General features: G+C 64.3%; 20 protein-coding genes. 6 read left to right on the plus strand and 14 right to left on the minus strand.

The features are described from left to right. Nucleotides 1–368 precede the first annotated feature (368 nt). Genes glgB through ABIB35_RS15825 form a run of 3 tightly spaced genes read right to left on the minus strand, consistent with a single transcriptional unit; the run spans nucleotide 369 to nucleotide 8,004 of the window. Entirely contained in the window at nucleotides 369–4,205 is a 3,837-nt protein-coding gene (gene glgB, locus ABIB35_RS15815) for a 1,4-alpha-glucan branching protein GlgB (RefSeq protein WP_354182684.1), read from the minus strand. Then, a complete protein-coding gene (gene treS / locus ABIB35_RS15820) occupies nucleotides 4,202–5,971 on the minus strand; it encodes a maltose alpha-D-glucosyltransferase (protein WP_354182685.1) in 1,770 nt (589 codons plus the stop codon). The genes glgB and treS overlap by 4 nt, the downstream gene beginning before the upstream one ends. Then, entirely contained in the window at nucleotides 5,971–8,004 is a 2,034-nt protein-coding gene (locus tag ABIB35_RS15825) for an alpha-1,4-glucan--maltose-1-phosphate maltosyltransferase (RefSeq protein WP_354182753.1), read from the minus strand. The genes treS and ABIB35_RS15825 overlap by 1 nt, the downstream gene beginning before the upstream one ends. A gap of 207 nt (nucleotides 8,005–8,211) precedes the next feature. Between ABIB35_RS15825 and glgP the strand changes: the two genes are divergently transcribed. Further along, nucleotides 8,212–10,836: an alpha-glucan family phosphorylase gene (glgP, locus tag ABIB35_RS15830; RefSeq protein WP_354182686.1), complete on the plus strand. Its 2,625-nt coding sequence runs from the start codon at nucleotides 8,212–8,214 to the stop codon at nucleotides 10,834–10,836. Here the strand turns inward: glgP and glgX are convergent. The 6 genes from glgX to ABIB35_RS15860 all read right to left on the minus strand — a co-directional run bounded on the left by glgX (nucleotide 10,833) and on the right by ABIB35_RS15860 (nucleotide 17,457). Then, entirely contained in the window at nucleotides 10,833–12,944 is a 2,112-nt protein-coding gene (glgX, locus tag ABIB35_RS15835) for a glycogen debranching protein GlgX (protein WP_354182687.1), read from the minus strand. The two genes, glgP and glgX, sit on opposite strands and share 4 nt — an antisense overlap. A 28-nt stretch (nucleotides 12,945–12,972) precedes the next feature. Further along, a complete protein-coding gene (rlmB, locus tag ABIB35_RS15840; protein ID WP_354182688.1) occupies nucleotides 12,973–13,974 on the minus strand; it encodes a 23S rRNA (guanosine(2251)-2'-O)-methyltransferase RlmB in 1,002 nt (333 codons plus the stop codon). 134 nt (nucleotides 13,975–14,108) lie between these two features. Next, on the minus strand, nucleotides 14,109–15,563 hold the full coding sequence (gene cysS / locus ABIB35_RS15845) for a cysteine--tRNA ligase (protein ID WP_354182689.1): 1,455 nt from the start codon (nucleotides 15,561–15,563) through the stop codon (nucleotides 14,109–14,111). Nucleotides 15,564–15,621: 58 nt separating this feature from the next. Continuing rightward, nucleotides 15,622–16,113, minus strand: coding sequence for a 2-C-methyl-D-erythritol 2,4-cyclodiphosphate synthase (gene ispF / locus ABIB35_RS15850; protein WP_354182690.1), 492 nt, complete (start codon nucleotides 16,111–16,113; stop codon nucleotides 15,622–15,624). Between the two features lie 3 nt (nucleotides 16,114–16,116). Then, nucleotides 16,117–16,881 (minus strand): 2-C-methyl-D-erythritol 4-phosphate cytidylyltransferase, encoded by a 765-nt coding sequence (gene ispD / locus ABIB35_RS15855; protein WP_354182691.1) that lies wholly within the window; start codon nucleotides 16,879–16,881, stop codon nucleotides 16,117–16,119. Nucleotides 16,882–16,974: 93 nt separating this feature from the next. Then, nucleotides 16,975–17,457, minus strand: coding sequence for a CarD family transcriptional regulator (locus ABIB35_RS15860; RefSeq protein WP_104055910.1), 483 nt, complete (start codon nucleotides 17,455–17,457; stop codon nucleotides 16,975–16,977). Nucleotides 17,458–17,723: 266 nt separating this feature from the next. Between ABIB35_RS15860 and ABIB35_RS15865 the strand changes: the two genes are divergently transcribed. Then, entirely contained in the window at nucleotides 17,724–18,314 is a 591-nt protein-coding gene (locus tag ABIB35_RS15865) for a hypothetical protein (RefSeq protein WP_354182692.1), read from the plus strand. A gap of 105 nt (nucleotides 18,315–18,419) precedes the next feature. Here the strand turns inward: ABIB35_RS15865 and ABIB35_RS15870 are convergent, their stop codons facing one another. Beyond that, the gene (locus ABIB35_RS15870; RefSeq protein WP_354182693.1) at nucleotides 18,420–19,100 is read right to left on the minus strand and encodes a response regulator; all 681 of its coding nucleotides are present in this window, start codon (nucleotides 19,098–19,100) and stop codon (nucleotides 18,420–18,422) included. Next, complete coding sequence (locus ABIB35_RS15875; RefSeq protein ID WP_354182694.1) at nucleotides 19,097–20,329, minus strand: sensor histidine kinase; 1,233 nt, start codon at nucleotides 20,327–20,329, stop codon at nucleotides 19,097–19,099. Before ABIB35_RS15875 ends, ABIB35_RS15870 begins: the two co-directional genes overlap by 4 nt. Nucleotides 20,330–20,512: 183 nt before the next feature. Here ABIB35_RS15875 and phoU point away from each other — a divergent pair, with 183 nt between their 5' ends. Further along, nucleotides 20,513–21,175 carry a phosphate signaling complex protein PhoU gene (gene phoU / locus ABIB35_RS15880; protein WP_354182695.1) on the plus strand — a complete coding sequence of 221 codons (663 nt, stop codon included), beginning with the start codon at nucleotides 20,513–20,515 and terminating at the stop codon, nucleotides 21,173–21,175. A gap of 83 nt (nucleotides 21,176–21,258) precedes the next feature. On the opposite strand, the gene ABIB35_RS15885 is transcribed toward phoU, so the two are convergent. Beyond that, complete coding sequence (locus ABIB35_RS15885) at nucleotides 21,259–22,011, minus strand: phosphoglyceromutase (RefSeq protein WP_354182696.1); 753 nt, start codon at nucleotides 22,009–22,011, stop codon at nucleotides 21,259–21,261. A gap of 223 nt (nucleotides 22,012–22,234) precedes the next feature. Here ABIB35_RS15885 and ABIB35_RS15890 point away from each other — a divergent pair, with 223 nt between their 5' ends. After that, the gene (locus ABIB35_RS15890; protein ID WP_502915816.1) at nucleotides 22,235–22,957 is read left to right on the plus strand and encodes a class I SAM-dependent methyltransferase; all 723 of its coding nucleotides are present in this window, start codon (nucleotides 22,235–22,237) and stop codon (nucleotides 22,955–22,957) included. A gap of 15 nt (nucleotides 22,958–22,972) precedes the next feature. On the opposite strand, the gene ABIB35_RS15895 is transcribed toward ABIB35_RS15890, so the two are convergent. Beyond that, nucleotides 22,973–23,293: a DUF2516 family protein gene (locus ABIB35_RS15895; RefSeq protein ID WP_354182754.1), complete on the minus strand. Its 321-nt coding sequence runs from the start codon at nucleotides 23,291–23,293 to the stop codon at nucleotides 22,973–22,975. A 12-nt stretch (nucleotides 23,294–23,305) separates the two neighbouring features. Further along, nucleotides 23,306–24,487, minus strand: coding sequence for a trans-sulfuration enzyme family protein (locus ABIB35_RS15900; protein WP_502915818.1), 1,182 nt, complete (start codon nucleotides 24,485–24,487; stop codon nucleotides 23,306–23,308). Nucleotides 24,488–24,768: 281 nt separating this feature from the next. Between ABIB35_RS15900 and tmk the strand changes: the two genes are divergently transcribed. Both tmk and ABIB35_RS15910 read left to right on the plus strand, forming a co-directional pair. Beyond that, entirely contained in the window at nucleotides 24,769–25,419 is a 651-nt protein-coding gene (tmk, locus tag ABIB35_RS15905; protein WP_354182699.1) for a dTMP kinase, read from the plus strand. After that, the gene (locus ABIB35_RS15910; protein ID WP_354182700.1) at nucleotides 25,416–26,558 is read left to right on the plus strand and encodes a DNA polymerase III subunit delta'; all 1,143 of its coding nucleotides are present in this window, start codon (nucleotides 25,416–25,418) and stop codon (nucleotides 26,556–26,558) included. Before tmk ends, ABIB35_RS15910 begins: the two co-directional genes overlap by 4 nt. The last annotated feature ends 40 nt before the right edge of the window (nucleotides 26,559–26,598 follow it).

Here is a 26,598-nt window from a genome sequence, read left to right on the forward strand (position 1 = left end):
CCATACCCACGGGGTGGGCGGTAACAGCCAGTTCAACCAATTAAAATAATTGGTATCAATAAACTTGGCACACTATTGAGTTCTCAAACAACAGACTGCTTCCGGCACCAACAGGCTGAGATCCAAGGGATCTTCCGCTCTGCATCGCTCCGGAGCAACTTTTCAATCTTACCGCTCTGATCAGAGTCTGTCAAAACGGCTGTTCGTCCTTCCGGCGAACCGGATGAAGCCGAAGCTTCGTGACGCTCAGCTGTTCTCGTTGCCTCGATCAGCGCGGTTATTAACTCTAGCACGGTTTCGGGGTCGTGATGAACCTGCCCTCAACGGTTGCCTCTCGAGCAGGTTCACCACGGGGTGGGCCCCCTAGCTCAGGCGCCCTTGGGCTTCAGATACAGCACGCCCAGGGGGGGCACGGTCAGCGTTGCCGAGGCGGGCTGCCCGTTACAGGCTCCGTCTTCAGCAGTAACAATGCCCATGTTCCCGACTCCGGATCCCCCGAACTCAGCGGCGTCGGTATTGAGCGCCTCCACCCATTCGCCGGCCCACGGCAGGCCCAGCCGGAAATTCTCATGCGGAGTACCGGCGAAGTTAGCGATGCAGACCAACGGATTGCCCTGGTGGTCGAACCGGATGAAGGAGAGCGCATTGCGGGCGCCGTCGTTCTCATTGATCCATTGGAACCCGGCCGGCTCATTGTCGCGCTCCGAAAGAGCAGGTGTGCTCCGGTAGATCTCGTTCAGCTGGCGGACCAGCAACTGCACGCCCTTATGCTGCGAGGTGTCGGTCAGGAACCAGTCCAAGCCGTACTGCTCGGACCATTCCGCCTCCTGGGCAAACTCCGTGCCCATAAAGATGAGCTGTTTGCCGGGATGTGCCCATTGGAACGCCAGGTAGGCCCGGACGTTTGCCAGCTGCTGCCACCGGTCACCCGGCATCTTCCGCAGCAGGGAGCCCTTGCCGTGCACAACTTCGTCGTGGCTGATTGGCAGCAAGAAGTTCTCCGTGTACGCGTAGACCAGGGAGAAGGTCAGCTTGGCGTGGTGGTACATGCGGTTGATGGGATCCTCGGACATGTACTCGAGGGTGTCGTGCATCCACCCCATGTTCCACTTCAGCCCGAAGCCCAGGCCACCGCTGCTGGTGGGCTGTGTGACGCCCGGGAAAGCAGTGGACTCTTCAGCGATCATGACAATGCCGGGTACCCGGCGGTACGCGGTGGCGTTGACCTCCTGCAGGAAGGAGATCGCCTCAAGGTTCTCGCGGCCGCCGAAGGCATTGGGGCGCCACTGATCCGCCGGACGGGAGTAGTCCAGATAGAGCATGGAGGCAACGGCGTCCACGCGCAGGCCGTCAATGTGGAATTCCTCGAGCCAGTAGATGGCGTTGGCGACGAGGAAGTTGCGGACTTCCCGGCGTCCGTAGTCAAAAATCAGCGTCCCCCAGTCCGGCTGTTCGCCGCGGAGGGGATCGCCGTGTTCGTACAGCGTCTGCCCATCGAAGTTGGCCAGCGCCCATTCATCCTTGGGAAAGTGCCCGGGAACCCAGTCCAGGATGACGCCGATGCCGGCCTGGTGCAGCTTGTCCACCAGATAACGGAAATCGTCGGGGTGCCCAAACCGGGCAGTCGGCGCGAAGTAGGACGTGATCTGGTAGCCCCAGGATCCGCCGAACGGATGCTCGGCAACAGGCATGAACTCCACGTGCGTGAAGCCCTGCCACTTGACGTATTCCGCCAGCTGATCGGCTAGCTGGCGGTAATCCAAGCCAAGCCGCCAGGACCCGAGGTGGACTTCGTACACACTCATGGGTGCATTGTGCGGGTCTGTGGCCGCCCGAGCTTCCATCCATTCGGAGTCTGAGAAGGCATACGTCGACTCGACAACCCGGGACCCGGTCAGCGGCGGCACTTCGGTGGCCTGTGCCAGCGGATCGGCCTTCTCCCGCCAGATCCCGTCGCTGCCAAGAATTTCGTACTTGTAGCGCGCACCCGGCTGGACCCCGGGAATGAAGAGCTCCCAAACTCCGGAGCCGCCCAGTGAGCGCATGGCGTTGATCCGGCCGTCCCAAGCATTGAAGTCGCCCTTGACGCGAATTGCACGGGCATTCGGAGCCCAGACGGCGAAGCTGACGCCGTCAATATCTCCCAGGACCGACTTGTAGCGGTGGATATTGGCACCGAGCACCGTCCAGAGCTTCTCGTGCCGGCCTTCCCCGATAAGGTGCAGGTCGATTTCCCCAAGTGACGGCAGGAACCGGTAAGGATCGTCGAAAAGCTGGGCGTCAAGGCCGTCGTAGGTTACTTCGAGACGGTAATCGGGAACCTGCCCCGGCCGGTCTGCGGGTAGCGTTCCGACCCAAATCCCGTTGTGTTCGTGCTGGAGCTCAACCCGTCCCTCAGGGGTCACAGCCACTACCTTTTGGGCGAGCGGCCGCAGAGTGCGGATCGTCACGAGACCCTGGTCGTCCACATGTGCACCCAGCACCGCGTGGGGCTGGTGGTAGCGGCCTTCGGACACCGCCTGCAGGACTTCGGTGGAAACGGGCAACGGGTTCCGGTGCGCCGGCACGGGCGCCGGGGCAGCCTCGCCGGTTACGGGTACGACGACGTCGTGCGGCTGGGCAGGCAGCTCAGGTTCCGCACCTGCGCCTGCTGAATCCGGACGGGCGGGCAGCGCAGGCTCCGAAGCGGCAGTCTTGGCCTCGTTGTCGTGCTGTGGTGTCATATTCACTGAGTTCTCTTCCTGGCTGCTCGTCCCGTGGGCCTGCTTGCGCGCCTGCTCCAGAATCTGCCGGACAGCAGCTACGGGCACGCGTATCCAGTTGGGACGGTTGCGGATTTCATAAACAACTTCGTAGAGCGCCTTGTCGAGCCACAAGGCAAGGTACAGCGGGTCACTGCGGTTGATCTGTGTTCCGGTTTCTTTCTCATAGCCACGCAGGAAGGCTTCGGAGGCCGTCGCGGCCCAGCGTGCGGCCTCCAGGCTCCGGCGCTGCTGTTTCTGTCCGGTTCCGGCGGTACCGTCTGCCTCGTCGCCGGACTCCACAAGCGCCACGCCGGCCGCGTAGTCAATGGATCGGAGCATGCCCACCACGTCGCGCAGCGGGGCATCCGGAACACTGCGTTCGGCGGCCGGCCGCAGCGGCTCCCCTTCAAAGTCCAAGGCCAACCAGCCGTGGCTGCCTGATTTCAGCACCTGGCCCAGATGATAATCAGCGTGGATGCGCTGGAGGTTGGGAAGCTCCTCCAAGTTGCCGATTTGTTCAAGCAGATATTCCAGCGGTTCGTCGTACTCCCCGACATAGGCCCGGGCTTCCTTCCACGCCCAGCGAATCCGGTTTCCAAGCGACTCGAGGAATTCGGTGCGCTCCCCGGCAGTGGGCGGCCGGCTGCCAAAAGCCTGCGCCAGCTGCTGGTGGATGCGGCCGGTGACGGCGCCGAGCTCTTCCGCCTCGGCGGTGAAATCGGAGTTTTCCACAGCTGCCGCAGAGGCCGTCCGCCAAGCGTCTTCGCTGTTGGGGATGAATTCCCGCAGGACGCTGAGGTGCCCCGTAACCCAGGCATCGCCGTCGTCCGCCAGCGGATCCTGCCAGCTGCCGGTCACCCAGCCGAGGGTGGCCGGGACGTCGCGGGAGCCGGTGGCGGTGAGTTTTGCGCTCACCTCCACATCCGGGCTCACGCCGGCTGCCAGGACCCGGTAGAACTTGACGATCAGCTGGCTCGGCTCGGAGGCCACCACCACTGAAGTGTTGGACTGTTCGCCCTTCAGGAGTTTGGCGGGAACAACACCCTCAAATGGCGGCCACTGCTCGAATCCCGCCAGCGCAACTCCGTGCGTATGGCCGTCAAGCGACGCCGACTGGCTACGCATCATTTCCAACCAGGCGCACACGAACACCGGATCGGCAGCGCCGTCATACAGCCAGCGTTCCCCCAGCTCCGTGTGCTGCGCATGTCCCAGCAGCGAAGCTGCCAGTTCCGGAACCGGTGCGCTGTGGTAGCTCACCGGCACGCTGATGACATCGCTCCGGTGCCCCGAGCCCACAGCGATGAGGTGGACCTCCAGCTCCACCGCCCCGGCAGGGTCCTCCAGACGGATTCCACCCACCCGGTTAAGGACAACTTCACGACCCTTTGCAGGGAACCAGCGCTGCTGCGGCAGCCATCCGGTCAGTAGCTCCGGCAGGGACGGGGTCAGCTGGGTCATTTCTTCACGGCCTCCGAGATGGGAATCAGGGGAATGGCTTCGGTTTGGGGTGAGGACATGTTGGATTTCGGGGAGCGGAGGCGGAGCCAGTAGAAGTCGTGGCTGCCCAGCGTCAGGGTCACTGACCCGTCATCACCGAAGGCCGGGAACGGGGTGCCGCCGAAGGCGTCCCGTAGGCCGCGGCCGGCAAACTCCGGCAGACTCACCGTGGCGGAGACCGGGTGCTGGGACAGGTTGAAGATGCAGAACATGACCTCCCCGACTTCGCCTTCGGGATTGTCCGCCGGCAGCTCCCGCAGGAAGGCCAGCACGGACTCGGCCTCGGTGGGAACGTTCCGGTAGGAACCCAGTCCGAACGCGGGATGCGTCCGGCGAACCATGATCATTTGCCGGATCCAGTGCAGGAGCGAGCTGGAGCTGGCCAGCTGGGCCTCCACGTTCACATGGTTGTAGTGGTAGACCAGCGACTGCACCACCGGCAAATAGAGCTTGCCCGGGTCAGCGGTGGAGAAGCCGGCGTTCCGGTCCGGATTCCACTGCATGGGAGTGCGCGAGGAGTCCCGGTCCTCGAGCCAGATGTTATCCCCCATGCCGATTTCGTCGCCGTAATAGAGGAACGGGCTGCCGGGCAGCGAAAGCAGCAGCGCGTGGATCAGTTCCACTTCGGACCGCGAATTGTCCAGCAGCGGAGAGAGCCGGCGGCGGATGCCGATGTTGGCCCGCATCCGGGAATCCGGCGCGTACCAGCCGAGCATGGCCTGGCGCTCCTCATTGGTCACCATTTCCAGGGTCAGTTCGTCATGGTTGCGCAGGAAGGTTCCCCATTGCGCCCCCGACGGAATGGCCGGGGTTTCCTCCATGGTCTGCACGATCGGTGCGGCCTTCTGGTCCCGCAGCGCGTAGAAAAGGCGGGGCATGATCGGGAAGTGGAAGGCCATGTGGCACTCCGGTCCGGTTTCGTCACCGAAGTACTCCACCACCTCGTGCGGCATCTGGTTCGCCTCCGCCACAATGACGCGGCCGGGATAGTTCTCATCGACCATGGTGCGCAGGTCCTTGAGGAACCGGTGCGTCGCCGGCAGGTTCTCGCAGTTGGTGCCGTCCTCCTCGAACAGGTACGGGATGGCATCGGCGCGGAAGCCGTCGATGCCCTGGTCGAGCCAGAACCGCACCACGTCGAAAATTGCCTCAACCACTTTGGGATTCTCAAAGTTGAGGTCCGGTTGGTGGCTGAAGAAGCGGTGCCAGTAGAACTGGCGCCGGACCGGGTCAAACGCCCAGTTGGATTCTTCCGTATCCACGAAGATAATCCGGGCGTCCTCATATTTCTGGTCGGTGTCTGACCAGACGTAGAAGTCGCCGTAGGGACCGTCCGGGTCATTGCGCGATTCCTCGAACCAGGGATGCTTGTCGGAGGTGTGGTTCAGCGGCAGGTCAATAATCACGCGCACGCCGCGGGCGTGAGCTTCGGCCACCAGACGCTTGAAGTCACTGATGGTTCCAAATTCGTCCAGGACATCGTAGTAGTCCGAGATGTCATATCCGCCGTCCCGCAGCGGGGACTTGAAGAACGGAGGGAGCCACAGGCAGTCGACGCCCAGCCACTGCAGGTAGTCGAGTTTGTCGATCAGGCCCGTGAAGTCGCCGGATCCGTCTCCGTTTGCATCAGCGAAACCGCGCACGAGAACTTCATAAAACACCGCTTTGCGGTACCAGTGGGGATCGTTGGTAAGACCGGGAGCGTGCAGCTGAAACGGGTTGGGCACTAGGAGTTCCTCCGAACTGACAAGATGTGTGCAGGCTCAAAATGTGCATCCAGCCGAACATAGTTGTGCGCCCCCCAGCGCCAGCTTTGCCCGCTGATCAGATCGTCCACCCAAAAGGTGCCGTCCTCGTTGAAGTCCTGCGGATTGAGGTGCAGGGCGTCCAGATCCAGCGACACACCGCACTCGCGGGCGCTGTGCGGATCCGTATTCACCACAATGATCAGGGTGTCCTTGCTGGACGGAACCCCCGGCAGGACCTGCTTGTGCTTGGAGTACACCACAGTTGCTTCGTCAGTGCTGGAATGCACACTCAGGTTTTGCAGGTCCCCCAGGGCGGGATGAGAGCGGCGGATTTCGTTCAGCCTGGTGATGTAGGGAGCCAAGCTGCGGCCTTCTGCCTCGGCTGCCGCAAAATCGCGCTGCTTGTATTCAAACTTTTCGTTGTCGATGTATTCCTCGGCGCCGGGGCGGGCTACGTGCTCGTACAGCTCGTAACCGGCGTAGACACCCCAGAGCGGGCTGGCGGTCGAGGCCAGCACGGCGCGAATCTTGAAGGCCCCGGGTCCGCCGTACTGCAGGAACTCGGTCAGGATGTCCGGGGTGTTCACGAAGAAGTTGGGGCGGAAGAACGCGGCGGTCTCCGATGAAACCTCGGTGAAGTACTCCTCTAGTTCCTTACGGGTATTCCGCCAGGTGAAGTAGGTGTACGACTGCTGGAAGCCGGCCATGCCCAGAGCATGCATCATGGGCGGGCGGGTGAATGCCTCAGCCAGGAAAATCACTTCCGGATGCTTGTCGTTGACAGTCTTGATCAGCCATTCCCAGAACATCAGGGGCTTGGTGTGCGGGTTGTCCACGCGGAAGATCTTTACCCCGTGGCCGATCCACATCAGCACAATCCGGAGGATCTCTTCGGACAGACCGGTGAAATCGTTGTCAAAGTTCAGCGGATAAATGTCCTGGTACTTTTTGGGCGGATTCTCGGCATAGGCGATTGATCCGTCCACCCGAGTGGTGAACCATTCCGGATGGCTCGCGACCCAGGGATGGTCCGGTGATGCCTGCAGCGCCAGGTCAATGGCAACTTCAAGGTTCAGGTTGCGGGCCGTGTCCACAAAGGCGTCAAAGTCTTCGAAGGTGCCCAGGTCCGGGTGGATGGCATCGTGGCCGCCTTCCGCCGAGCCGATGGCCCAGGGCGAACCGGGATCGCTGGGCCCGGCCACCAGTGTGTTGTTCGGGCCCTTCCGATGGCTAAGGCCGATGGGGTGGACCGGCGGGAGATATATGACGTCAAAGCCCATGCGCGCAACACGTTCCAGGCTGCGGGCCGCAGTGCGGAAGGTTCCGGAGGTCCACTCGCGGGTGGCCGGGTCCAGGACCGCCCCCTCGGAGCGGGGAAAGAACTCGTACCAGGCCCCCCGGCCGGCGAGTTCACGCTCAACGTGCAGGGGGTAACGGGCGCTGCTGGTGACAAGATCGCGGATAGGTTCCCGGCCGACGACGGCGAGTACGGCTTCGGAGCTTCCCGCGGCCAGTCGGTCGGGCACCGGCAAACCGGTGTCGGCGAGCGCTGCTGCCGCCGCTTCGAAGACACGAGCGTCATCGCCGCTGCGCTGCTGCGCTGCATGGGTGAATAGGGCGGCGCCTTCGGCCAGCATCAGCTCAACATCCACGCCGGCGGCGATCTTCACTTCTGCGTTATGCTGCCACGTGGCGTACACGTCGGCCCAGCCCTCCACGGCGAAGCTCCAGTTGCCGGTCGACTCCGGCCGAAGCAGCCCACCCCAGCGGTCCAACCCGACTCCCACCGGGTGCAGGCGGACCCGCTGGATCTCCGTGCCTTCCGGGTCATACAGCACAGCACTGACGCCCACGAGGTCGTGCCCTTCGCGGAAGACTGTGGCTCCCACAACCAGGTCTTCACCCGGGATGGCTTTGGCCGGGATGCGGCCGCATTCCACCACCGGGGTCACATTGATGATGGGAATCCGGCCGAACCGGAGTTCCTCAGCGGGCAGGTCATTAGATGGCATCGCACTGGAACTGGTCACAGACTAGACGTTAGCGACAATCCGGGCAGAATGCTAAGGCAACGTACTTTCGGGTGTTTTCCCAAAGGTCGTACCCCGTATTGCAACATTCCGGGACGCCACCGCCAGAGAGTGAGAAGTGGCCGTCATTTCATCGATTCTTTGACTCATCCATCCCTTTGGACTTCGGTTTGCGCTAGCGTAACCGTGGTGAAGGCAATTCGAAGGTTTACCGTCCGAACCGTCCTCCCGGACAGCATTGCTCCGCTGAGCAAACTGGCCTCAAACCTGAGGTGGTCCTGGCATGAGCCGACCACCCGGCTCTTCGCCGACCTTGATCCTGCAGCTTGGCGGGCCAGCGGCCAGGACCCGGTCAAATTCCTCGGGTCGGTGAGCCGCAGCAGCCTGGAACGCATGGCGCAGGATGCCGGTCTGGTCCAACGGATCCAGGATCTGGGCTCCGATCTGGAGACCTATCTAAGCGCGCCCCGCTGGTATCAGTCTCTGGGCGAGGATGCTCCGCGCTCCGTGGCCTATTTCTCTCCCGAGTACGGAATCAGCGCCGTCCTGCCGCAGTACTCCGGCGGACTGGGCATCCTCGCAGGTGACCATCTGAAGTCGGCTTCCGATCTTGGCGTTCCGCTCGTTGCCGTTGGCCTGCTCTACCAGGCCGGCTACTTCAAGCAGGCGCTCTCCCGGGACGGCTGGCAGCTGGAGACATATCCCGTGCTGGACCCCAACGGCCTGCCGCTGACCCTGCTCCGGGAAGAAGACGGCTCGCCGGCCCGGGTGAGCCTTCCCTTGCCCAACAACCGTCGGCTCTCCGCGCAGATCTGGCGTGCCGACGTCGGGCGCGTTCCCCTGTTGCTGCTCGACTCCGACGTTACCGGCAACGACGACGCCGCCCGCGGCATCACGGACCGGCTTTACGGCGGCGGCGGTGACCACCGGCTGCAGCAGGAACTGTTGCTGGGAATGGGCGGAGTGAAGGCACTGCGTGTTTATGAACGCCTCTCCGGCACAGCGGCACCCGAGGTTTTCCATACCAATGAGGGCCACGCCGGCTTCCTGGGTATTGAGCGCATCCGCGAACTGATGGACAGCGGCCTGGGCTGGGAGGAAGCCCTGACGGCAACCCGAGCCAACACGGTGTTCACCACGCATACTCCGGTGCCGGCAGGCATCGACCGGTTTGACCAGAACCAGATCCGGCATTTCTTCAGCGCCGGACTGGCGCAGTCGGTGCCTACCGATAAGGTGCTGGGCCTGGGCGCTGAGAGCTACGAAGGCGGTGACCCGGCCAAGTTCAACATGGCGGTCATGGGACTGCGTCTGGCGCAGCGGGCCAACGGCGTGGCCAAGCTCCACGGCGAGGTCTCCCGGGAGATGTTCTCCGGCCTTTGGCCGGGGTTCGACGTCTCAGAGGTTCCCATTACGTCGGTGACCAACGGCGTGCACGTCCCCACCTGGATTGATCCGGAGGTGACGAAGCTGGCCGCGGAGAAGTTCGGCGTTGCCACCGTCCATGACCGCGACTGGAGCCGAGCTTATGAGATCAGTGACAAGGACCTGTGGGACCTGCGCCGGCGCCTGAGATCCAATCTGATCGCGGATGTCCGCCGGCGGGTGCGGGCTGCGTGGCGCAAGCGCGGGGCCACCGACGCCGAGCTGGCCTGGACCGAGAATGTCCTGGACCCGGACGTCCTGACCATCGGATTTGCCCGCCGGGTCCCCACCTACAAGCGGTTGACGCTGATGCTGCGCGATCCCGCCCGGCTCAAGGCGCTGCTGCTGCATCCCACCCATCCGCTCCAGGTGGTGGTGGCCGGCAAGTCTCACCCCGCGGACGAGCAGGGCAAGCGCATGATCCAGGACCTGGTCCGTTTCACCGATGATCCCGAGGTCCGGCACCGGATCGTCTTCCTGCCCAACTACGACATTGCCATGGCCAGGACGCTTTTCCCCGGCTGCGATGTGTGGTTGAACAACCCGCTGCGACCCCTCGAGGCCTCCGGCACTTCTGGCATGAAGTCGGCCATCAACGGCGGGCTGAACCTCTCGATCCTGGATGGCTGGTGGGATGAGATGTTCGACGGCGACAACGGCTGGGCCATTCCCTCAGCCAACCCCACCAAGGGTGCCCACACCCGGGAGGTGTACAGCCCGGATCAGCGCGATGATCTGGAGGCTTCAGCTCTGTACGACCTGCTGGAGAACTCGGTGACGCCAATGTTCTACGGCAATGAGCCCCCCACCGACGCCGGTGCTGCCGGCCCTTCGGCCGCACCGGCGGGTGCCCTGCCGAGCGAGTGGCTGGAAATGGTCAAACACACCCTGGCCGATCTGGGCCCGGCCGTCTCCGCCAACCGTATGCTGCGCGACTACGTGAACACGCTGTACCGGCCGGCCGGGCAATCCGGGCGGGCTGCAGCCGCTGACGGCTTTGCTGCGGCGAGGGAACTGGCGGCGTGGATTACGCGGATCAGGGACGGCTGGTCCGGTGTCTCGGTGGAACACGTTGACTCCATCGGCATCAGTGACGACCCGCAGATCGGTGACCAGCTGACGGTGCAGGCTTACATCTCCCTGGGCTCGCTGAGGCCGGAAGATGTCAGCGTTGAAGTTGCGTACGGCAAGGCACTGGAAAACGATCACCTGGCGGATCCCCGCACCACGGAACTGACTCAGTCCGAGGATCTCGGATCCGGGCGGCACCTGTTCTCCGGCGCAATAGGCATTGAACAGGCTGGACCGTTCGGTTACACCGTTCGGGTACTCCCGGAGCACTCGGGGCTGGCGTCCAAGGCCGAGCTGGGGCTGGTGGCCAACGCCTAAGCGCGGTAGAGGCTGACGGAGTTGGCTGGAAGGACGTCCCGCTCGCCGCCGCGCAGCCGCGCACCGGTGTGCCCGTCAGCGTCGGCCGCTGTGCTCAGCAGCAGCTCATACGAGTGATTCTCGTCGCGGACGGCGCCGGAGCCTTCCAGCGCAGGCGCGTCGGGGAGAGTGATCTCGGTGTCCTGCAGCGAGCCGTTCAGAACCAGAAGGCCCCTGAGCTCGCCGCTTTGGGAGCCGACCAGCAGCTGAACAACGCGGTTGTTGGGATCCTGCCACTGGTCCTGGGCCATGGGCTGGCCCTGGGCATCGAACCACAGCAGGGATGATTCCCGAGCATCCGCCGGGAACCGGTACGGCTGTGAGGCGAGGAACTCCCGGCGCAGGCGCAGAAGTGTACGGGTGGTTTCCAGCATCCGGCGGGCGCCGGCGTCGAGGTCCCAATGCAGCCAGGTGAGGGGTCCGTCCTGGCAGTAGGCGTTGTTGTTTCCCTGCTGGGTGCGGCCGAGTTCGTCGCCGGCAGTGATCATGGGAATGCCCAGGGACATCAGCAGAGTGGCCATAACGTTCCGTGCACTTTGGGCGCGGCGGGCTGCGATCTGCCCGTCCTCGGTGGTGCCTTCGACGCCGTGGTTATAGCTGCGGTTTTCGCTGCTTCCGTCCCGGTTGTCTTCACCATTGGCTTCATTGTGCTTGTGTTCGTAGGACGTGAGATCCGCAAGCGTGAATCCGTCATGGGCAGTGACCATGTTGACCGAGGACAGCGCTGTGCGGCCGGATCCGGCGAACAGATCCGCGGAGCCCGCCAACGAACCAGCGATCCGTGCCACAGATCCTCCCGTGCCGCCGGCAACAAGCGAGGCCTGGTCCCGCAGCCAGAAGTCCCTGACGGTATCCCGGAACCGGTCATTCCAGTCAGCCCATCCGGGCGGGAAATTACCTGTCTGCCAGCCGTCGTGGCCAATGTCCCAGGGCTCGGCAATGAGCTTGATTCCATGGAGCACGGGATCTGCCGCCACCGCCACCAGGAACGGATGCCGGCGGTCAAACCGGCCGTCCGCATCACGGCACAGCGCCGGGGCAAGGTCAAAGCGGAAGCCGTCCACTTGGTAGTCCTGCACCCAGTGCCGCAGGGAATCCAGGGCCATCTGGATCACTCGGGGTTCGCTGAAGTCCAGGCTGTTGCCGCAGCCGGTGGTGTCCAGGTAGCGGCCGTCGCCGTCGTGGCGGTAATACGTGCTGTCGCCCAGTCCCCGCCAGCTCAGCGCCGGCTGATCCTTGGTGCCTTCTGCAGTGTGGTTGTACACCACGTCCAGAATTACCTCGAGCCCGGCTTCATGCAGGGACCTGATCATGGCCTTGAGCTCATCCTGCACGGCCTTCGGCCCTTCCGCCCGCGCCGACGCAGTGGCGTAGGCGCTGTGCGGTGCAAAAAAGCCCAGGGTGTTGTAACCCCAGTAATTAGTCAGGCCGAGCTCACGCAGATGGGCTTCCTCGGCATGGAAATGCACGGGCAGCAGCTCCACCGCCGTGACGCCCAGTTCCTTGAGATAGTCCACCATGACCGGATGGCCCATGCCGGCGTAGGTGCCGCGCAGCTCTTCGGGAATCCGGGGGTGGAGCATGGTCTGTCCGCGCACATGCGCCTCATAAATGACGGTGTCCCGCCAGGGAATGTGCGGCTGTGCAGAGTTGCCCCAGTCAAAGGACTGGTCAACATGGACGGAGAAGAACAACGGTACTTCGCCGGAGCGCGGAACCTCGTCAATTCCCCGCCCGTAAGGGTCCAGCAGAAGCTGGAATGTGCCCGGCTCTCCGGGCAGCTCCCGGTCCGACGGCCAGAACCCGTATCGGCTGCCGTAGGACAGCCCCGTGACGCGGCCGTGATGGATTCCCGCCACGGACTCGTCCAGCGGCGCCGAGGACCAGACTCCCGGCGCCGTTTCAAAATGGATGTCGACGCCGGAAAGCCCCGGCGCATAAATGGAGACATTGGCGGTTCCGGGCACTTCGTCGACGCCGGGAACAGAATTCCTTACGCCAAGGGGAAAGGGCCGGGAAACCCGCCGTGCGGCGGCTTGGCCCTGCGGAACGCTGGTGAGGTCTGCCATGCTGCCTCTCGGATTACTCCGGCTTGGGTCAGGCGGAACGCTGCCGTGAAATTTCGTACAGGCTGATGCCTACCGCCATGGAGGCGTTGAGCGATTCCATGGCCGAGTCAATGGGAATAGACACGATCTGGTCGCAGTTTTCGCGCACCAGCCGGGACAGACCCTTGCCTTCAGAACCGACAACAATGCAGACCGGATCCTTGGCCAGTACGATGTCCGGCAGCGAGACGTCGCCGTCGCCGTCCAAACCGAGAACGAAGATGCCCATTTTCTTGAACGTCTTCAGCGTGTTGTTCAGGTTTCCTGCACGGGCCACCGGCACGCGGACGGCTGCACCGGCGCTGGTCTTCCACGCGGAGGCGGTCATGCCCACCGCACGGCGTTCCGGAACAACGACGCCGTGGGCGCTGAAGGCGGATGCGGAACGGATGATGGCGCCCAGGTTGCGGGGGTCCGTGATGCCGTCCAGTGCCACGAACAGCGGCGCATTGCGGATGTGGCCCTTTTTCCAGGCCTCGATGGTTTCCGCTGCCAGATCGGTGGGATCAGCGTATTCATACGGCGGGATCTGCAGGACCAGGCCCTGGTGCACGGCCTCATTGGTCATGCGGTCCAGCTCGGGCTTGTGCGTCTCCATGACGGGCAGGCCGCGGTCTGCTGCCATCTTGAGGGACTCGCGCACGCGGTCGTCCATGTCAATCCGGACGGCGATGTGCAGGGCCTTGGCCGGAATGCCTGCGCGCAGGGCCTCGACTACCGAGTTGCGGCCGGTGACGACTTCCTCAGCCACCTTGCCGCGGACGTTGGTGCCGCCGCGGCCGCCGGCAGCGCGGGTATCGCGGGTGTCGCCGCGCTTGGCAGCCGAGCGCTCGGACAGCTGCTTGTTTTTGTACGCCTTGTGATAGGGGCGCTCTTCAGCCTTGGGTGTGGGGCCTTTGCCCTCAAGAGCCTTGCGGCCCAATCCACCGGTGCCCCCGCTGGGGCCCTTTTTGGCTTTACGCATTGCGCCGGGACGTCCGTTGTTGGCCATCGATTACACCTTAAACCTAGAAGAAAGCATTACTTCTAGTCTACGCAGGGTCGCGGCCCGCCGCGTTACACGCCCGGCAGTGTACTCCGAAAGCAAAATCCGGACGGCATCTGGGGCGCGGTTCCGCCGTGGGCTCAGCTCTGGCCGAGGCTCCAGCTGGCTCCGTCTGCCGTGTCCTCCACGGTGATGCCCGCTGCGGCCAGCGAATCCCTGATGGCGTCGGCACGGGCCCAGTCCTTGGCGGCGCGGGCAGCGCGGCGCTCTTGGAGCTGCGCCTGAACCAGGACGTCCAGGGCCCGGTATTGCGCACCGCTGCCCGTTTCCGGCTGCCGGACGTCATCCAGGCCCAAAACACCAGTCATCATCAGCACCGCATGAAGCGCGTCCCGAACAGCGTCCGTATTACCCTCGGCCAGTGCGGTATTGCCGGCGCGGACGGTGTCGTGCAGCACTGCCAGGGCCTGCGGCACGTTGAGGTCATCGTCCATCGCATCGGCGAAGGCCGCCGGCATGGCATCACTGTTCAGCACAAAACCAAAGTCCCCGGTGCCGTAAACCTTGGCGTGCGCCTTGGCGATAAAGCCGTCGATGCGTTCCACCGCCGCGGCGGCTTCCTGCAGCGAGGTAGGCCGGTAATCCAGCACCGACCGGTAGTGTGCCTGTCCCAGGTAATAGCGCACCACCCGGGGCGAGGCAGCAGCGAGCATTTCCTCGGGGCTGATCGTGTTGCCGATGGACTTGGACATCTTCTCGCCCTCGAAGGTGACCATGCCGTTGTGCATCCAGTAGTTGGCAAAGCCGTCGCCGGCAGCCTGCGACTGGGCCATTTCGTTTTCGTGATGCGGGAAGCGCAGGTCCAGGCCGCCACCGTGGATGTCGAACTGCGGGCCGAGGTACTTGGTGACCATGGCCGAGCACTCCAGGTGCCAGCCGGGACGTCCTTTGCCCCAGGGGCTGTCCCAGGCGGCGGTCTCCGGCTCGCCCTCCTTGGAGCCCTTCCACAGCGCAAAGTCGCGCGGATCGCGCTTGCCGCGGGGTCCGGCGTCGGGCGCCGCCTGCATGTCATCAATGTTCTGCCGGGTGAGGGAGCCGTACCTGCTCCAGGAGCGGACATCGAAGTACACGTCGCCGGAGTCATCCAGCGCCGGGTAGGCGTGGCCGGCCTCGATCAGCCGGGCGATCAGCGCATGCATTTCCGGGATGTGGCCGGTAGCGCGCGGTTCATAGGTGGGACGCTGAACGCCAAGGACGTCGTAGGCCTTGGCGAACTCCTGTTCAAACCGGTAGGCCAGCGCCCACCAGGGCTCGTCCGGAACCACATCGGGACCCGGCTCTGCGCCCATGGAGTCCGCGGACTTGGCGAGGATCTTGTCATCAATGTCGGTGACGTTGCGGACAGTGGTCACGCGGTAGCCGCGGAACTGCAGCCAGCGGGTGAGCTGGTCGAAGGCGATCGCTGAGCGGATGTGGCCCACGTGCGGCCGGCCCTGCACCGTGGCGCCGCAGTAGTACAGGCTGACCTCGCCCTCCTTCAGGGGAACGAAGTCACGGACCTGCGCGGAAGCGGTGTCATAGAATCTCAAGCTCACCGCTCTAGGCTATCGCGCGGCGCCTGCGGAGGCCGCAAGCAGCGCAAGGCGGAGTCATCTACAGATGGACGACGACGGCGGTCGCCACGGCGGCGATGCCCTCGCCGCGTCCCGTGAATCCCAGGGTGTCCGTGGTGGTGGCCGAGACGCTGACCGGGGCACCGGCCGCGTCGCTGAGCACCGCTTCAGCCTCGGCGCGGCGCGGCGCGAATTTGGGCCGGTTGCCGATCAGCTGCACCGCCACGTTGCCGATCTCAAAGCCCGCGCTGCGGACAATCCGGGCGGCCTCGCCCAACAGCGTCAGTCCGGAGGCTCCGGCATATTCGGGCCGGTCAGTGCCGAAGTGTGTGCCAAGGTCTCCGAGTCCGGCTGCCGAGAAGAGGGCATCCGCTGCAGCGTGGGCCACCGGATCGCCGTCGGAATGGCCGGCCAGCCCCCGTTCGCCATCCCAGAGCAGTCCGGCCACCCACAGGGGGCGCGGGGCATCGATGGGAGCAAAGGCGTGGACGTCTACGCCGATCCCGGTTCGGGGCAGGTTCACTGCGGGCATGGGCTAGTCCTCCTGGAGGTGGTGTTCACGGGCCAGCACCGCTTCGGCCAGCAGCAGATCCAGCGCAGTGGTGATTTTGAGTGAGCGTTCGGATCCTTCAACGACGTAGACCACGGCACCCAGGGACTCGACGAGCATGGCATCATCGGTGACCGCTGCCGCCTGTTCGGCGTCAAAATCCTGCACTGCACGGTGGGCCCGGCGCAACAGCTCCGCCTCAAAACCCTGTGGGGTCTGAACGGCGCGAAGCGCGGCACGGTCAGGGGTACCGGTGACCGTGCGGGACGCGATGCCGGACTGCTCAGGGGCCGTCGTGGCTGTGCTCTTAATGGTGTCTGTGACGGGAACTGCAGGGATGACGGCCGCGGCGCCGGCTGCCAGCGCCTCAGCGACCCGGCGGAACACCTGCGGCGGAGTCAGCGCCCGGGCTGCGTCGTGGACCAGGATGGCGTCGAGGTCCGAGGGGAGGGCGTCAAGGGCTGCGCTGACGGACGCGGAGCGCGTGGCGCCGCCGTCAACCACCGTCAAGGGAACGGTGAGTTTTGCCTCCCGGCACAACGCGCGCATCACGGTGTCACCCGCGGGCACCGCCACACTCACAGCGGCAGCAATTCCGGATGCTTCCACCCCCTGCAGAGCCCGGGTCAGCAGCGTTACGCCGGACAGCAGTACCTGGGCCTTGGGAATGCCATAGCCGAGCCGCTGGCCGGATCCGCCCGCTACAAGAATGACGCCGATCCGCTGGTTGCGGGAAATTGGTGAAGACACTCCTTCAGCCTAATGCCCCGCCGCAGTGCGGCGTTAAAGACAAAATGCCGGTCCCGAAGGACCGGCAGCGTGCCGTGATGCTGCGTTCTACTGCTAGCTTGCCAGAACCTTGTCCAGGACAACTGCGGCCTGATCTTCGTCCGTCTTTTCGGCCAGCGCCAGTTCTGAAATCAGAATCTGCCGGGCTTTTGCGAGCATGCGCTTCTCACCTGCGGAGAGGCCGCGGTCGTGGTCCCGGCGCCACAGGTCGCGAACGACCTCAGCCACCTTTACCACGTCACCGGAGGCCAGCTTCTCCAGGTTTGCCTTGTACCGGCGCGACCAGTTGGTGGGCTCTTCAGTGAGCTCGGCGCGGAGTACGTCAAAAACGTGCTCCAGACCTTCCTTGCCCACTACGTCCCGAACCCCAACGAGGTCGACGTTCTCTGCCGGTACTTCTATGGTCAGATCACCCTGTGCCACCTTAAGCTTGAGATACATCTTCTCTTCGCCCTTGATGGTCCGCATCTTGATCTCTTCGATCTTCGCGGCACCGTGGTGAGGGTAAACAACTGTTTCGCCAACCTCAAAAACCATGTGGACTTTCCCCTTTCCCAACCGCTAGTTTAGCATGTGTGCAACACGCCGAGAAGAGTTTTCGCAGGTCAGGTACCTGATCGTGATCTGACTAGGTAACATTCGGGTTCTTCCCCTCCATCCCACCTGCGGCGATGCCCTTCCCGCGGCATCTTCGGCAACCTCGGCATGCGTCCGAAAATCCAACATTTCGGGGGTTTGCCGATAGGCTAGGCACAAAAGATAGCCGTAGGTCGAAAGACCGCAATACCCCAGGAGTTTGTGCTGTGAGATTCACACCCAAGAACCGGGCGCAGCGAGCAGCTGCCACCGGTGTAATTGCGCTGGCCGTACTGGGAGTCTCCAGCTGCAGCGCAGTGAACGAACAGGCAACAGTTCGCGAGTACTCCCCCTCGGACGGCATCGTCGAAAACGTCGGCAAGGTGGAGCTGCGCAACATCCTGATGGTCAGCAACGGCAACGGCGAAGCGGGCCGCCTGCTCGGCACCGTGGTGAACGCATCTCCGGAGGACATCAACTTCTCGCTGGCCACCGGCGGAACCACTCTGAACTGGAGCATTGCCGCCGGAGACAAAGTCATCTTCGAAGACGCCCCTGACGCCGAAGTGACAGTGCCTAACGTGGATACGCTTCCCGGCACCGGCCTGCGCGCGGACGCGGGCAACGGCACCGAAACCGTGGCAGTGGATATCCCCGTTGTGAACGGAACCCTGAAGGACTACCGCGAGTATCTGCCGACGCCGTCTGCGGTGCCCACGGACGTCGCAACCATGATTCCCTCCGACCAGGCCGCTGAGCAGGAAACCGGCGCAGAAACCGGCACCGCCGAAACGGCTCCGGCAGAATCCTCCAACTGACGTAGCGGATTCACGGCACAGCGCCGGCATGAAAAGGGACCACGGCCTCTGGCCGGGTCCCTTTTTGCTGCTCAGGTTGTTTTGGCTGCTCAGGTTGTCAACGGGTCAGGCTTCAAACTTGTAGCCCAGTCCCCGCACGGTCACCAGATGGCGGGGCAGGGAAGGATCGGGCTCGATTTTTCCGCGCAGCCGCTTGACGTGTACATCCAGGGTCTTGGTGTCACCGACATAGTCTGCACCCCACACGCGTTCAATCAGCTGGCCCCGGGTCAAAACCCGGCCTGAGTTGCGCAGCAGCATCTCCAGCAGCTCAAATTCCTTGAGCGGCAGCGGGACATCCGCCCCGTTGACGCTTACCACATGGCGGTCCAGGTCCATGCGCACCGGCCCGGCCTCAACCGCGGGACCTGTCAGCTCACCGCCGTCGTTCCGGCGGCGGAGCACGGCCCTGATCCGGGCCAGCAGTTCGCGGGAGCTGTAGGGCTTGGTGACATAGTCGTCAGCCCCGATCTCCAGGCCCACCACTTTGTCGATTTCCCCGTCCAGCGCGGTCAGCATGATGACCGGAACATCGGAGCGCTGGCGGATCTGCCGGCACACCTCGGTGCCGGACTGGCCCGGGAGCATCAGGTCCAGCAGGATCAGGTCCGCTCCCCGCCGGTCAAACTCGGAAACGGCATCGTTCCCGTTGTCCACCACGTGGACGTCAAACCCCTCCCGCCCGAGCAGGTAGGAAAGAGGGTCGCTGAAAGACTCCTCGTCTTCAACGATCAGGATCCTGCTCACGCGCTGACTCCTTGCTCATGTGTGCCGCCACCGGCTGGCGGGTCCGCCCTCCGGGCTTTCATACGTTCTGTTCCGGGGTGCTGCCGGCCCGCCGCCGGCGGCTCGGGGGCCTCCATCTCGGGCAGCCGGACGGTGAAGGTGGACCCCTGTCCCGGCTGGGACCAGAGACTCACCTCGCCGCCGTGGTTGGACACCACATGTTTCACGATGCTTAGCCCCAGGCCGGTGCCGCCGGTGTGCCGCGACCGTGCACTGTCAATCCGGTAGAAACGTTCAAAGATCCGCTCTTGGTCTTCAGGTGCAATTCCCGGCCCCTGATCCGTGACGGCCACCTGCGCCATCCCGTCGCGGGACCGTAGGCCCACACCCACCCGGCTCCCCTCAGGTGAATAACGGATCGCGTTGTCAATCAGGTTGCGGAAGGCCGTGGTCAGCATTTTGGCATCGCCGTAGACGGAGCCTTCCACGGAGCCGCCGACGACGATGGTGGTGTTCTTGTTCTCGGCCGGCAGCCGGTTGGCTTCCACCGCCTCGGTGACCAGCTGATTAATATCCACTTCCCGGGCGCGGTCCACCATGTCGGTGCTCTGCAGGCGCGACAGCTCAATGATGTCCTGCACCAGCGCGGTGAGCCGCGAGGATTCCTTGCTCATCCGGGCCGCAAAGCGGCGCACTGCCACTTCGTCTCCGGCGGCGTCGTCCAATGCCTCGGAAAGCAGCGAGATGGCCCCCACCGGGGTCTTTAGCTCGTGTGACACATTGGCCACGAAGTCGTTGCGCACCTCCTCGGTGCGGGCAATCTCGGTATGGTCGTCGGCGAGGATGAGGATGTATTCCTCCCCCACCGTGGCCACGCGAACCTGCAAAATGGTGCTGCCCTGTCCCAGTGGCCCGCGCTGCAGTTCCAGCTGGCGTTCCTCGATCACCCCGTCCCTGCGGACCCGCGCCGTCATCGCCAGCAGTTCGGCGGGAACGAGGGTATGCCCCCGGACGAGTCCCAGGGCGTAGGCGCCAGGGCTGGCCCGGACCACGCCGTCGACCGCGTCCACCACCACGTAGGCACGACCGATAACGGCCAGCACTTCAGCGGCCCCGTTGGGGAAGGCAGGGTCGTCGCTTGCGGCGAGTTCCTGGCGTTGGTGCCTGCTGGCCACATACGCAAGCACCCCGGAGACACCCACGGCCAGGCCGAGGATCCCGGCAATCAGGCCCAGCAATACAGGATTCACTCTCCTAGCTTAGGCGGAGCCCCGGGCGCGGAAGGCCCCGCGGTGGCATAAGCGCTTCCGTTAAACTAACGTTCATCAAAAGAAGCCCAACGGTTAACCCTCAGCTGAAATCCTGCCAGCACGGCTGTGACACACAGCTGTGGACACCACAGCAGAATGCTGCACAAGCGAAAGGACGCCGAAGTGCGTAAGGTTTTTCAAGCCGAGCTTCATCAGATTGGCGAAGAGCTGACCCAGATTTCCGAGCTCGTCACCGAAGCGATGCAGAAAGCCACACTCGCCTTCGAAGGTGCTGACACCGAGCTGGCTCAGGATGTCATTGCAGCTGACGCCCGGATCGATTTCCTCCAGAACGACCTCGACGAGCGAGCCATCGACGTCCTGGCCCTGCAGGGGCCGGTGGCCAGCGACCTGCGCATGATCGTGGGGTCCCTGCGGATGAGCGCCTCGCTGGAACGGATGGGCGACCTTGCCCGGCACATCGCCCAGTTGGCCCGCCTGCGCTACCCCGAGCCTGTAGTGGCGGAGCCCATGGTGGAGACCTTCAGTGAAATGGCGCGGCTGGACATCCGGATTTCCGAGCTGCTGACTGAGCTGCTTGAGACGCGCAACTTGGAGTTGAGCACGGACATCTACGCCTGCAACAACCGGATCAACGAGCTTCACGCCAGCGTTTTCAAGGCCATCGCCTCCCCCGACTGGAACGTTTCCGCTGTCAGCACCGTGGACCTTACCCTCGCCAGCCGCTACTTTGAGCGTTTCGCGGACCACGGGGTATCGGTGACCCGCAAGGTCAACTACCTGGTGACGGGTGAATGGCAGCCGATGTCGGAGTCCAGCCGGTAGGCACACCGGATACCACTGAGCAGAAAAAACTGGAGGGCGGCCCTGTGGGGCCGCCCTCCAGTTTTGCTGAGTCTGTGTGTTTGCTACTTCTTCTTGCCCTGATTGGCTACGGCCTTGATGGACGCCGCGGCGGCTTCCGGATCCAGGTACGTACCGCCGGCCTTGATCGGCTTCAGGTTTTCATCGAGTTCGTAGACCAGCGGGATGCCCGTGGGGATGTTGACCGCAGCGATATCGGCGTCGCTGATCCCGTCCAGGTGCTTGACCAGGGCGCGCAGCGAGTTGCCGTGCGCGGCGATCATCACCGTCTTGCCGGCCTTGATGTCCGCGGAGATATCTGACTCCCAGTACGGCAGGAACCGTTCCAGAACGTCCTTGAGGCATTCCGTGCGGGGCAGCTCATCCTTGGACAGATCCGCATACCGCGGATCATGCGCCTGGGAGAACTCACTGTCATCAGGCAGGGGCGGCGGCGGGGTGTCGTAGGAGCGGCGCCAGAGCATGAACTGCTCTTCGCCGTACTCGGCTAGGGTCTGAGCCTTATCCTTGCCCTGGAGGGCGCCGTAGTGGCGCTCGTTCAGGCGCCAGCTGCGCTTCACATCAATCCACATGCGGTCCGCAGCGCCCAGGGCGATATTGGCGGTGTTGATCGCGCGCTGAAGACGCGAGGTGTAGAGGATATCCGGGAGGATGTCCGCTTCCACCAGCAGCTCGCCGCCCCGGAGGGCTTCGGCCCGGCCGAGATCCGTCAGATCCACATCCACCCAGCCGGTGAACAGGTTCTTTTCATTCCATTCGCTCTGGCCATGGCGCAGAAGGATCAGTTTGTAAGTCATATATGTCATGGTATCGGAGGACCCGACGCCGGCGGCAGGCCTGCGCCGCGGCCTACACCGTTTTTGCCCCACAGTGAGGCCTGAGATCTGCTTGGATGCCGCCGCCTTGAGCCCCGCGTCCGAAGCAGTGGTGACTGGCAAGTAATATTGTTCAGTGCAAAAGCAGCAAAAACCCGTAGGTAATGTGACCAGGGGCACTACAAACCCCAATAGGCTCCGGCGGGTGGACCGCTGGCTGGCCGGCCCTCAGGGCTGGCGACTGCGCCGGGCTGCCGACCCGCTGATTATTGACCTTGGTTACGGTGCCGCACCAACCACCGCCGTCGAACTTCATACCCGGCTGGGCCGGGTCCGGTCCGATGTTGAGGTCATGGGGATCGAAATTGATCCGGCACGCGTGCGTTCGGCGAAGTCCCTGGAACGCAGCGGCCTCTCTTTTCGACAGGGCGGCTTCGAACTGCCCGTAGACGGACGGCGCCCCGTCATGGTCCGTGCCTTCAACGTCCTGCGCCAATACTCCGAGGACGAATACCGGGCGCACTGGGACATGGTGGTCTCACGGCTGGCGCCCGGCGGGATCTTTGTGGATGGAACCTGCGATGAAATCGGCAGGCGGTCCACCTGGGTGGAACTGGATTCCACCGGGCCGCTGTCCCTAAGTATCTCGCTCCGTTTCGGAGCCTTCACGCTGCCCTCGGACGTGGCCGAGCGGCTTCCCAAAGCCCTGATCCACCGTAATATTTCGGGTGAAAAAGTCCATGCCCTGCTGCAGGCCATGGATCAGGCCTGGCTCGAGGCGGCGCCACAGGCCTCTTACGGCAACCGGCAGCGCTGGCTGGCCATGTGCGAAAACCTGCGGGCGGCCGGATGGCCGCTGCTAACCGGGCCGGCCCGCTGGCGGTTGGGGGAAATCACCGTGGGCTGGGACGCCGTAGCGCCCAGCTGAGCCCGTGCGGTGTGGTTACCAGCGGCCGTACGGGCCGGAGGATCCCCGGCCGGAGCCGCTGACCGAAGGCTTGACGTCAGCCAGATAGACGCTGGCCGCCACCAGGGCGGCCAGTGTGAAGGGCAGCAGGCCGCCCGGGGTCAGGGAACTGAGCACTCCGACCGCGGTTGCGCCTCCGGTCATGCCCAGCCAGAATCCTTTGGTGCGCTTGTCGGCAGCCTCGAACACGTGGGGCTTGCGCCGCAGTGCATCTGAAAATGCCCAGGCCGCGATGATCAGCGTAGCCAGGCCGAGGGCTCGGTACAGAGTGGACTCAAGGAGGACAACGAAGATCATCACCGCTCCAGCCTACCGTGCCAGCGCCTGGGACAGGTCTGACCAGAGGTCTTCGGCGTGCTCGATTCCCACCGAGAGCCGAAGCAGGTTTTCCGGGACGGAATGCGGCTCACCCGGCTGCCGCCGTCGTCGTTCAATCAGTGATTCCACTCCCCCCAGCGACGTGGCCGGCAGCCACAGACGCACGCTGCCGGCCACGGCTTCCGCCGCCGCTGCCCCGCCGGCAACCTCAATGCAGAGGATGGAACCGAATCCGTTCATCTGTTTGGCGGCCCGTTCGTAGCCGGCATCACCCGGCAGGCCGGGATAACGCACCGCCTCCACGGCCGGATGGCCAAGCAGGCGTTCGGCGAGGAGTCCCGCGGTGGCCTGGGAGCGCTCTATGCGAAGCGCCAGGGTGCGCAGACCGCGCAGGGCCAGCCATACCTCGAAGGGTCCCGCAACCGCACCATGCAGGGACCGGTAGCTGTGCAGGCGGGCGTGCAGTTCCTCGTCGGAGGTGGCCAGTGCCCCGAGCACCACGTCGGAATGCCCGGCAAGGTACTTTGTGACCGAATGGAGTACGACGTCGGCGCCCAGTTCCAGCGGGCGGGTCACCAACGGCGTGGAAAAGGTGTTGTCCGCCACAACCAGCGCTCCGGCATCGTGTGCCGCCCGGGCCAGGACGTCTATTTCCGCCACTTCAAGCATGGGATTGGTGGGGCTTTCGATCCACAGCATGCTGGCCGGCTCCGCGCCTCCGTCCGGCCCCGCCTCCGCTCCCTGAAGTGCTCGCAGCACCTGGTCCGTGTCGGCAATATCGACGGTCCGGACGGCAAAGCGTCCGTTCGCCGCTTCTTCCGCAGCCAGCAGCAGGGAACCCTGGTAGCTGTGACGGGGCATCACCAGAATTCCGCCGGTGGGAACCAGGGACAGGGCCGCCGCCACTGCGGCCAGGCCCGAAGAAAAAACCAGCGCCGGAAGGGCAGCACCTTCAAGCTCGGAAAGCGCTGTTTCGAAGGGGTCCCAGGTGGGGTTGGAGAAGCGGCCGTACACCCGCTCGCCGGGGGCCGGGATTCCCGCACCGTGAAAGGTGGAGGAGAGCACTATCGGAGGGTTGACCGGTGCATCCGGTTCCCGCGGCGGACGGCCGGCAGCAACCACAACGGTCTCGGGGGAAAGGTTCGCGGTGGGGTGGCTCTTCGACGCTGGCATCATGTCCCCAGCCTAATGCGCGACCCCGGGACAGTGCTTTTGTTGCGTCCGCGCACCCGCAGGTTTCCCGCCCGTTCCAGCTCGCCGGACACCCCGGTTCACCGACCCTGTTCCGGCGGCCACCAGCAGGGGAACAAAAACCGTGATGATGACGGTCATTTCCATCACCGGCAGGATCCTGGTGAAGAGCGCACACAGGCCTGCCGTACCTGCTGGCCCGGCCCCGCACAGGCAGGTTTCCCCCGCATCGGCTTCCCAGCCGGACTAGGTAGGCTAGGCGGGTGAGTATTTCTGATGTTCCCGTCCGCGAGGCAGGCCTGTTTATCACCTTCGAGGGCGGCGATGGGGCCGGAAAATCGACCCAGGCCGCCAAGCTCACGGCCGCCCTTGAAGCGACCGGCCGTACAGTGGTCCGCACCCGGGAGCCCGGAGGGACCCCGGTGGGCGAGCAGCTGCGTTCACTTGTCCTGGAGCACGGCAACGGTGACATCGATGCCCGCACCGAGGCGCTGATCTTTGCGGCGTCGCGGGCCGCGCACGTTGCGCAGGTGATCCGCCCGGCCGTGGACCGCGGCGATGTGGTGGTCTGTGATCGCTTTATCGACAGTTCGGTGGCTTACCAGGGGTCGGGGCGATCGCTGGGGGCCGACGACGTCCGGCAGCTGAACATCTGGGCCACCGAAGGCTTCACCCCGGATCTGACGGTACTGCTCGATGTTGACCCCGAACAGGGCCGGCTGCGGCGCACCGCCAACCAGGCCACCGAGGACCGGCTGGAATCGGAGCCCGATGCCTTCCATCTGCGGATCCGCCGGGCCTTCCTGGAGCAGGCCCGGACTGATCCCGCACGCTATCTGGTCCTCGATGCCGGGCGGCCCGAGGATGAGCTGGCCGAAGCCATCCTGGCCCGGGTCCAGGAGCTGCTGCCGTGAGTGTCTGGGACGATTTGCAGGGCCAGGCTCCGGTGGTGGACCAGCTGCGCCGCGGAGCAGCCCAGGCCACACCCAACCATGCCTGGCTCTTCACCGGCCCTCCCGGGTCCGGACGCTCCAATGCCGCACGTGCTTTCGCAGCCGCACTGCTCTGCGACCAGCAGGATCCGGCGCTTCGTGGCTGCGGAGAGTGCAAGGCCTGCCGGACCGCGCTTGCCGGCTCTCACGCCGATGTCACCTCCGTTACGACGGAGAAAGTGACCATCAGCATCGATGAGGCCCGGGAACTGGTCCGCAAGGCCCAGGACAAGCCCTCCACCGGCCGCTGGCGGATTATCATCGTCGAAGACGCCGACCGTATGCAGGAGCGCAGCACCAACGTTCTTTTGAAAGCCATTGAAGAGCCGCCGCCGCGCACCGTTTGGCTGCTATGTGCCCCCAGTCCCGGCGATGTCCTGGTCACCATCCGGTCGCGCTGCCGTGCCGTGAGCCTGCGGCTGCCGCCGGTCGAGGATGTGGCGGAGCTCCTGATCCGCCGGGACGGCATTGACCCCGATGTTGCCCGTGACGCGGCGCGGGCCGCGCAGAGCCACATCGGCATAGCCAAGCGGCTGGCCACCGACGAAGGTGCGCGCAGCCGGCGGGAGAGCATTGTTCGGCTGCCGTTGTCCCTGCGAAATGTCTCAGGGGCCATGAAAGCGGCGGCGGACCTGGTGGCCTTGGCCGAAGCCGAAGCCACCAGCTCCTTTGAACAGCGCGACGCCGCCGAGCGGCAGTCCCTGCTGGCCTCTCTGGGCGCGGCGGAAGGCGGCACGCTTCCGCCGTCGATCCGCAGCCAGGTCAAACGCCTGGAAGAGGATCAGGTGCGGCGGGCGAAGCGTTCCAAGAACGACTACTTCGACCGGGCCCTCACCGATCTGCTCTCTTTCTACCGGGACGTGCTGATGCTGCAGCTGGGCAGCAGCGACGCCCTGGTCAACGAGTCCCTGCGCCGCGAGCTAACCGAGTATGCCTTGCACGGCTCACCGGAACAGACTCTGTTGCGGATGGAGGAAATCAATCTGGTGCGCAGGCGGCTGGTGTCCACAAACGTGGCACCTCTGCTGGCCATCGAGGCAATGGCGGTTAGCCTGTTATAAGGCTTGCCGGGGCCAAGACGCCGTCCGGCCCGCCAGATCG

Origin of the sequence: Arthrobacter sp. UYP6 (genome assembly GCF_040547315.1) — a bacterium.
GTDB lineage: Bacteria > Actinomycetota > Actinomycetes > Actinomycetales > Micrococcaceae > Arthrobacter_B.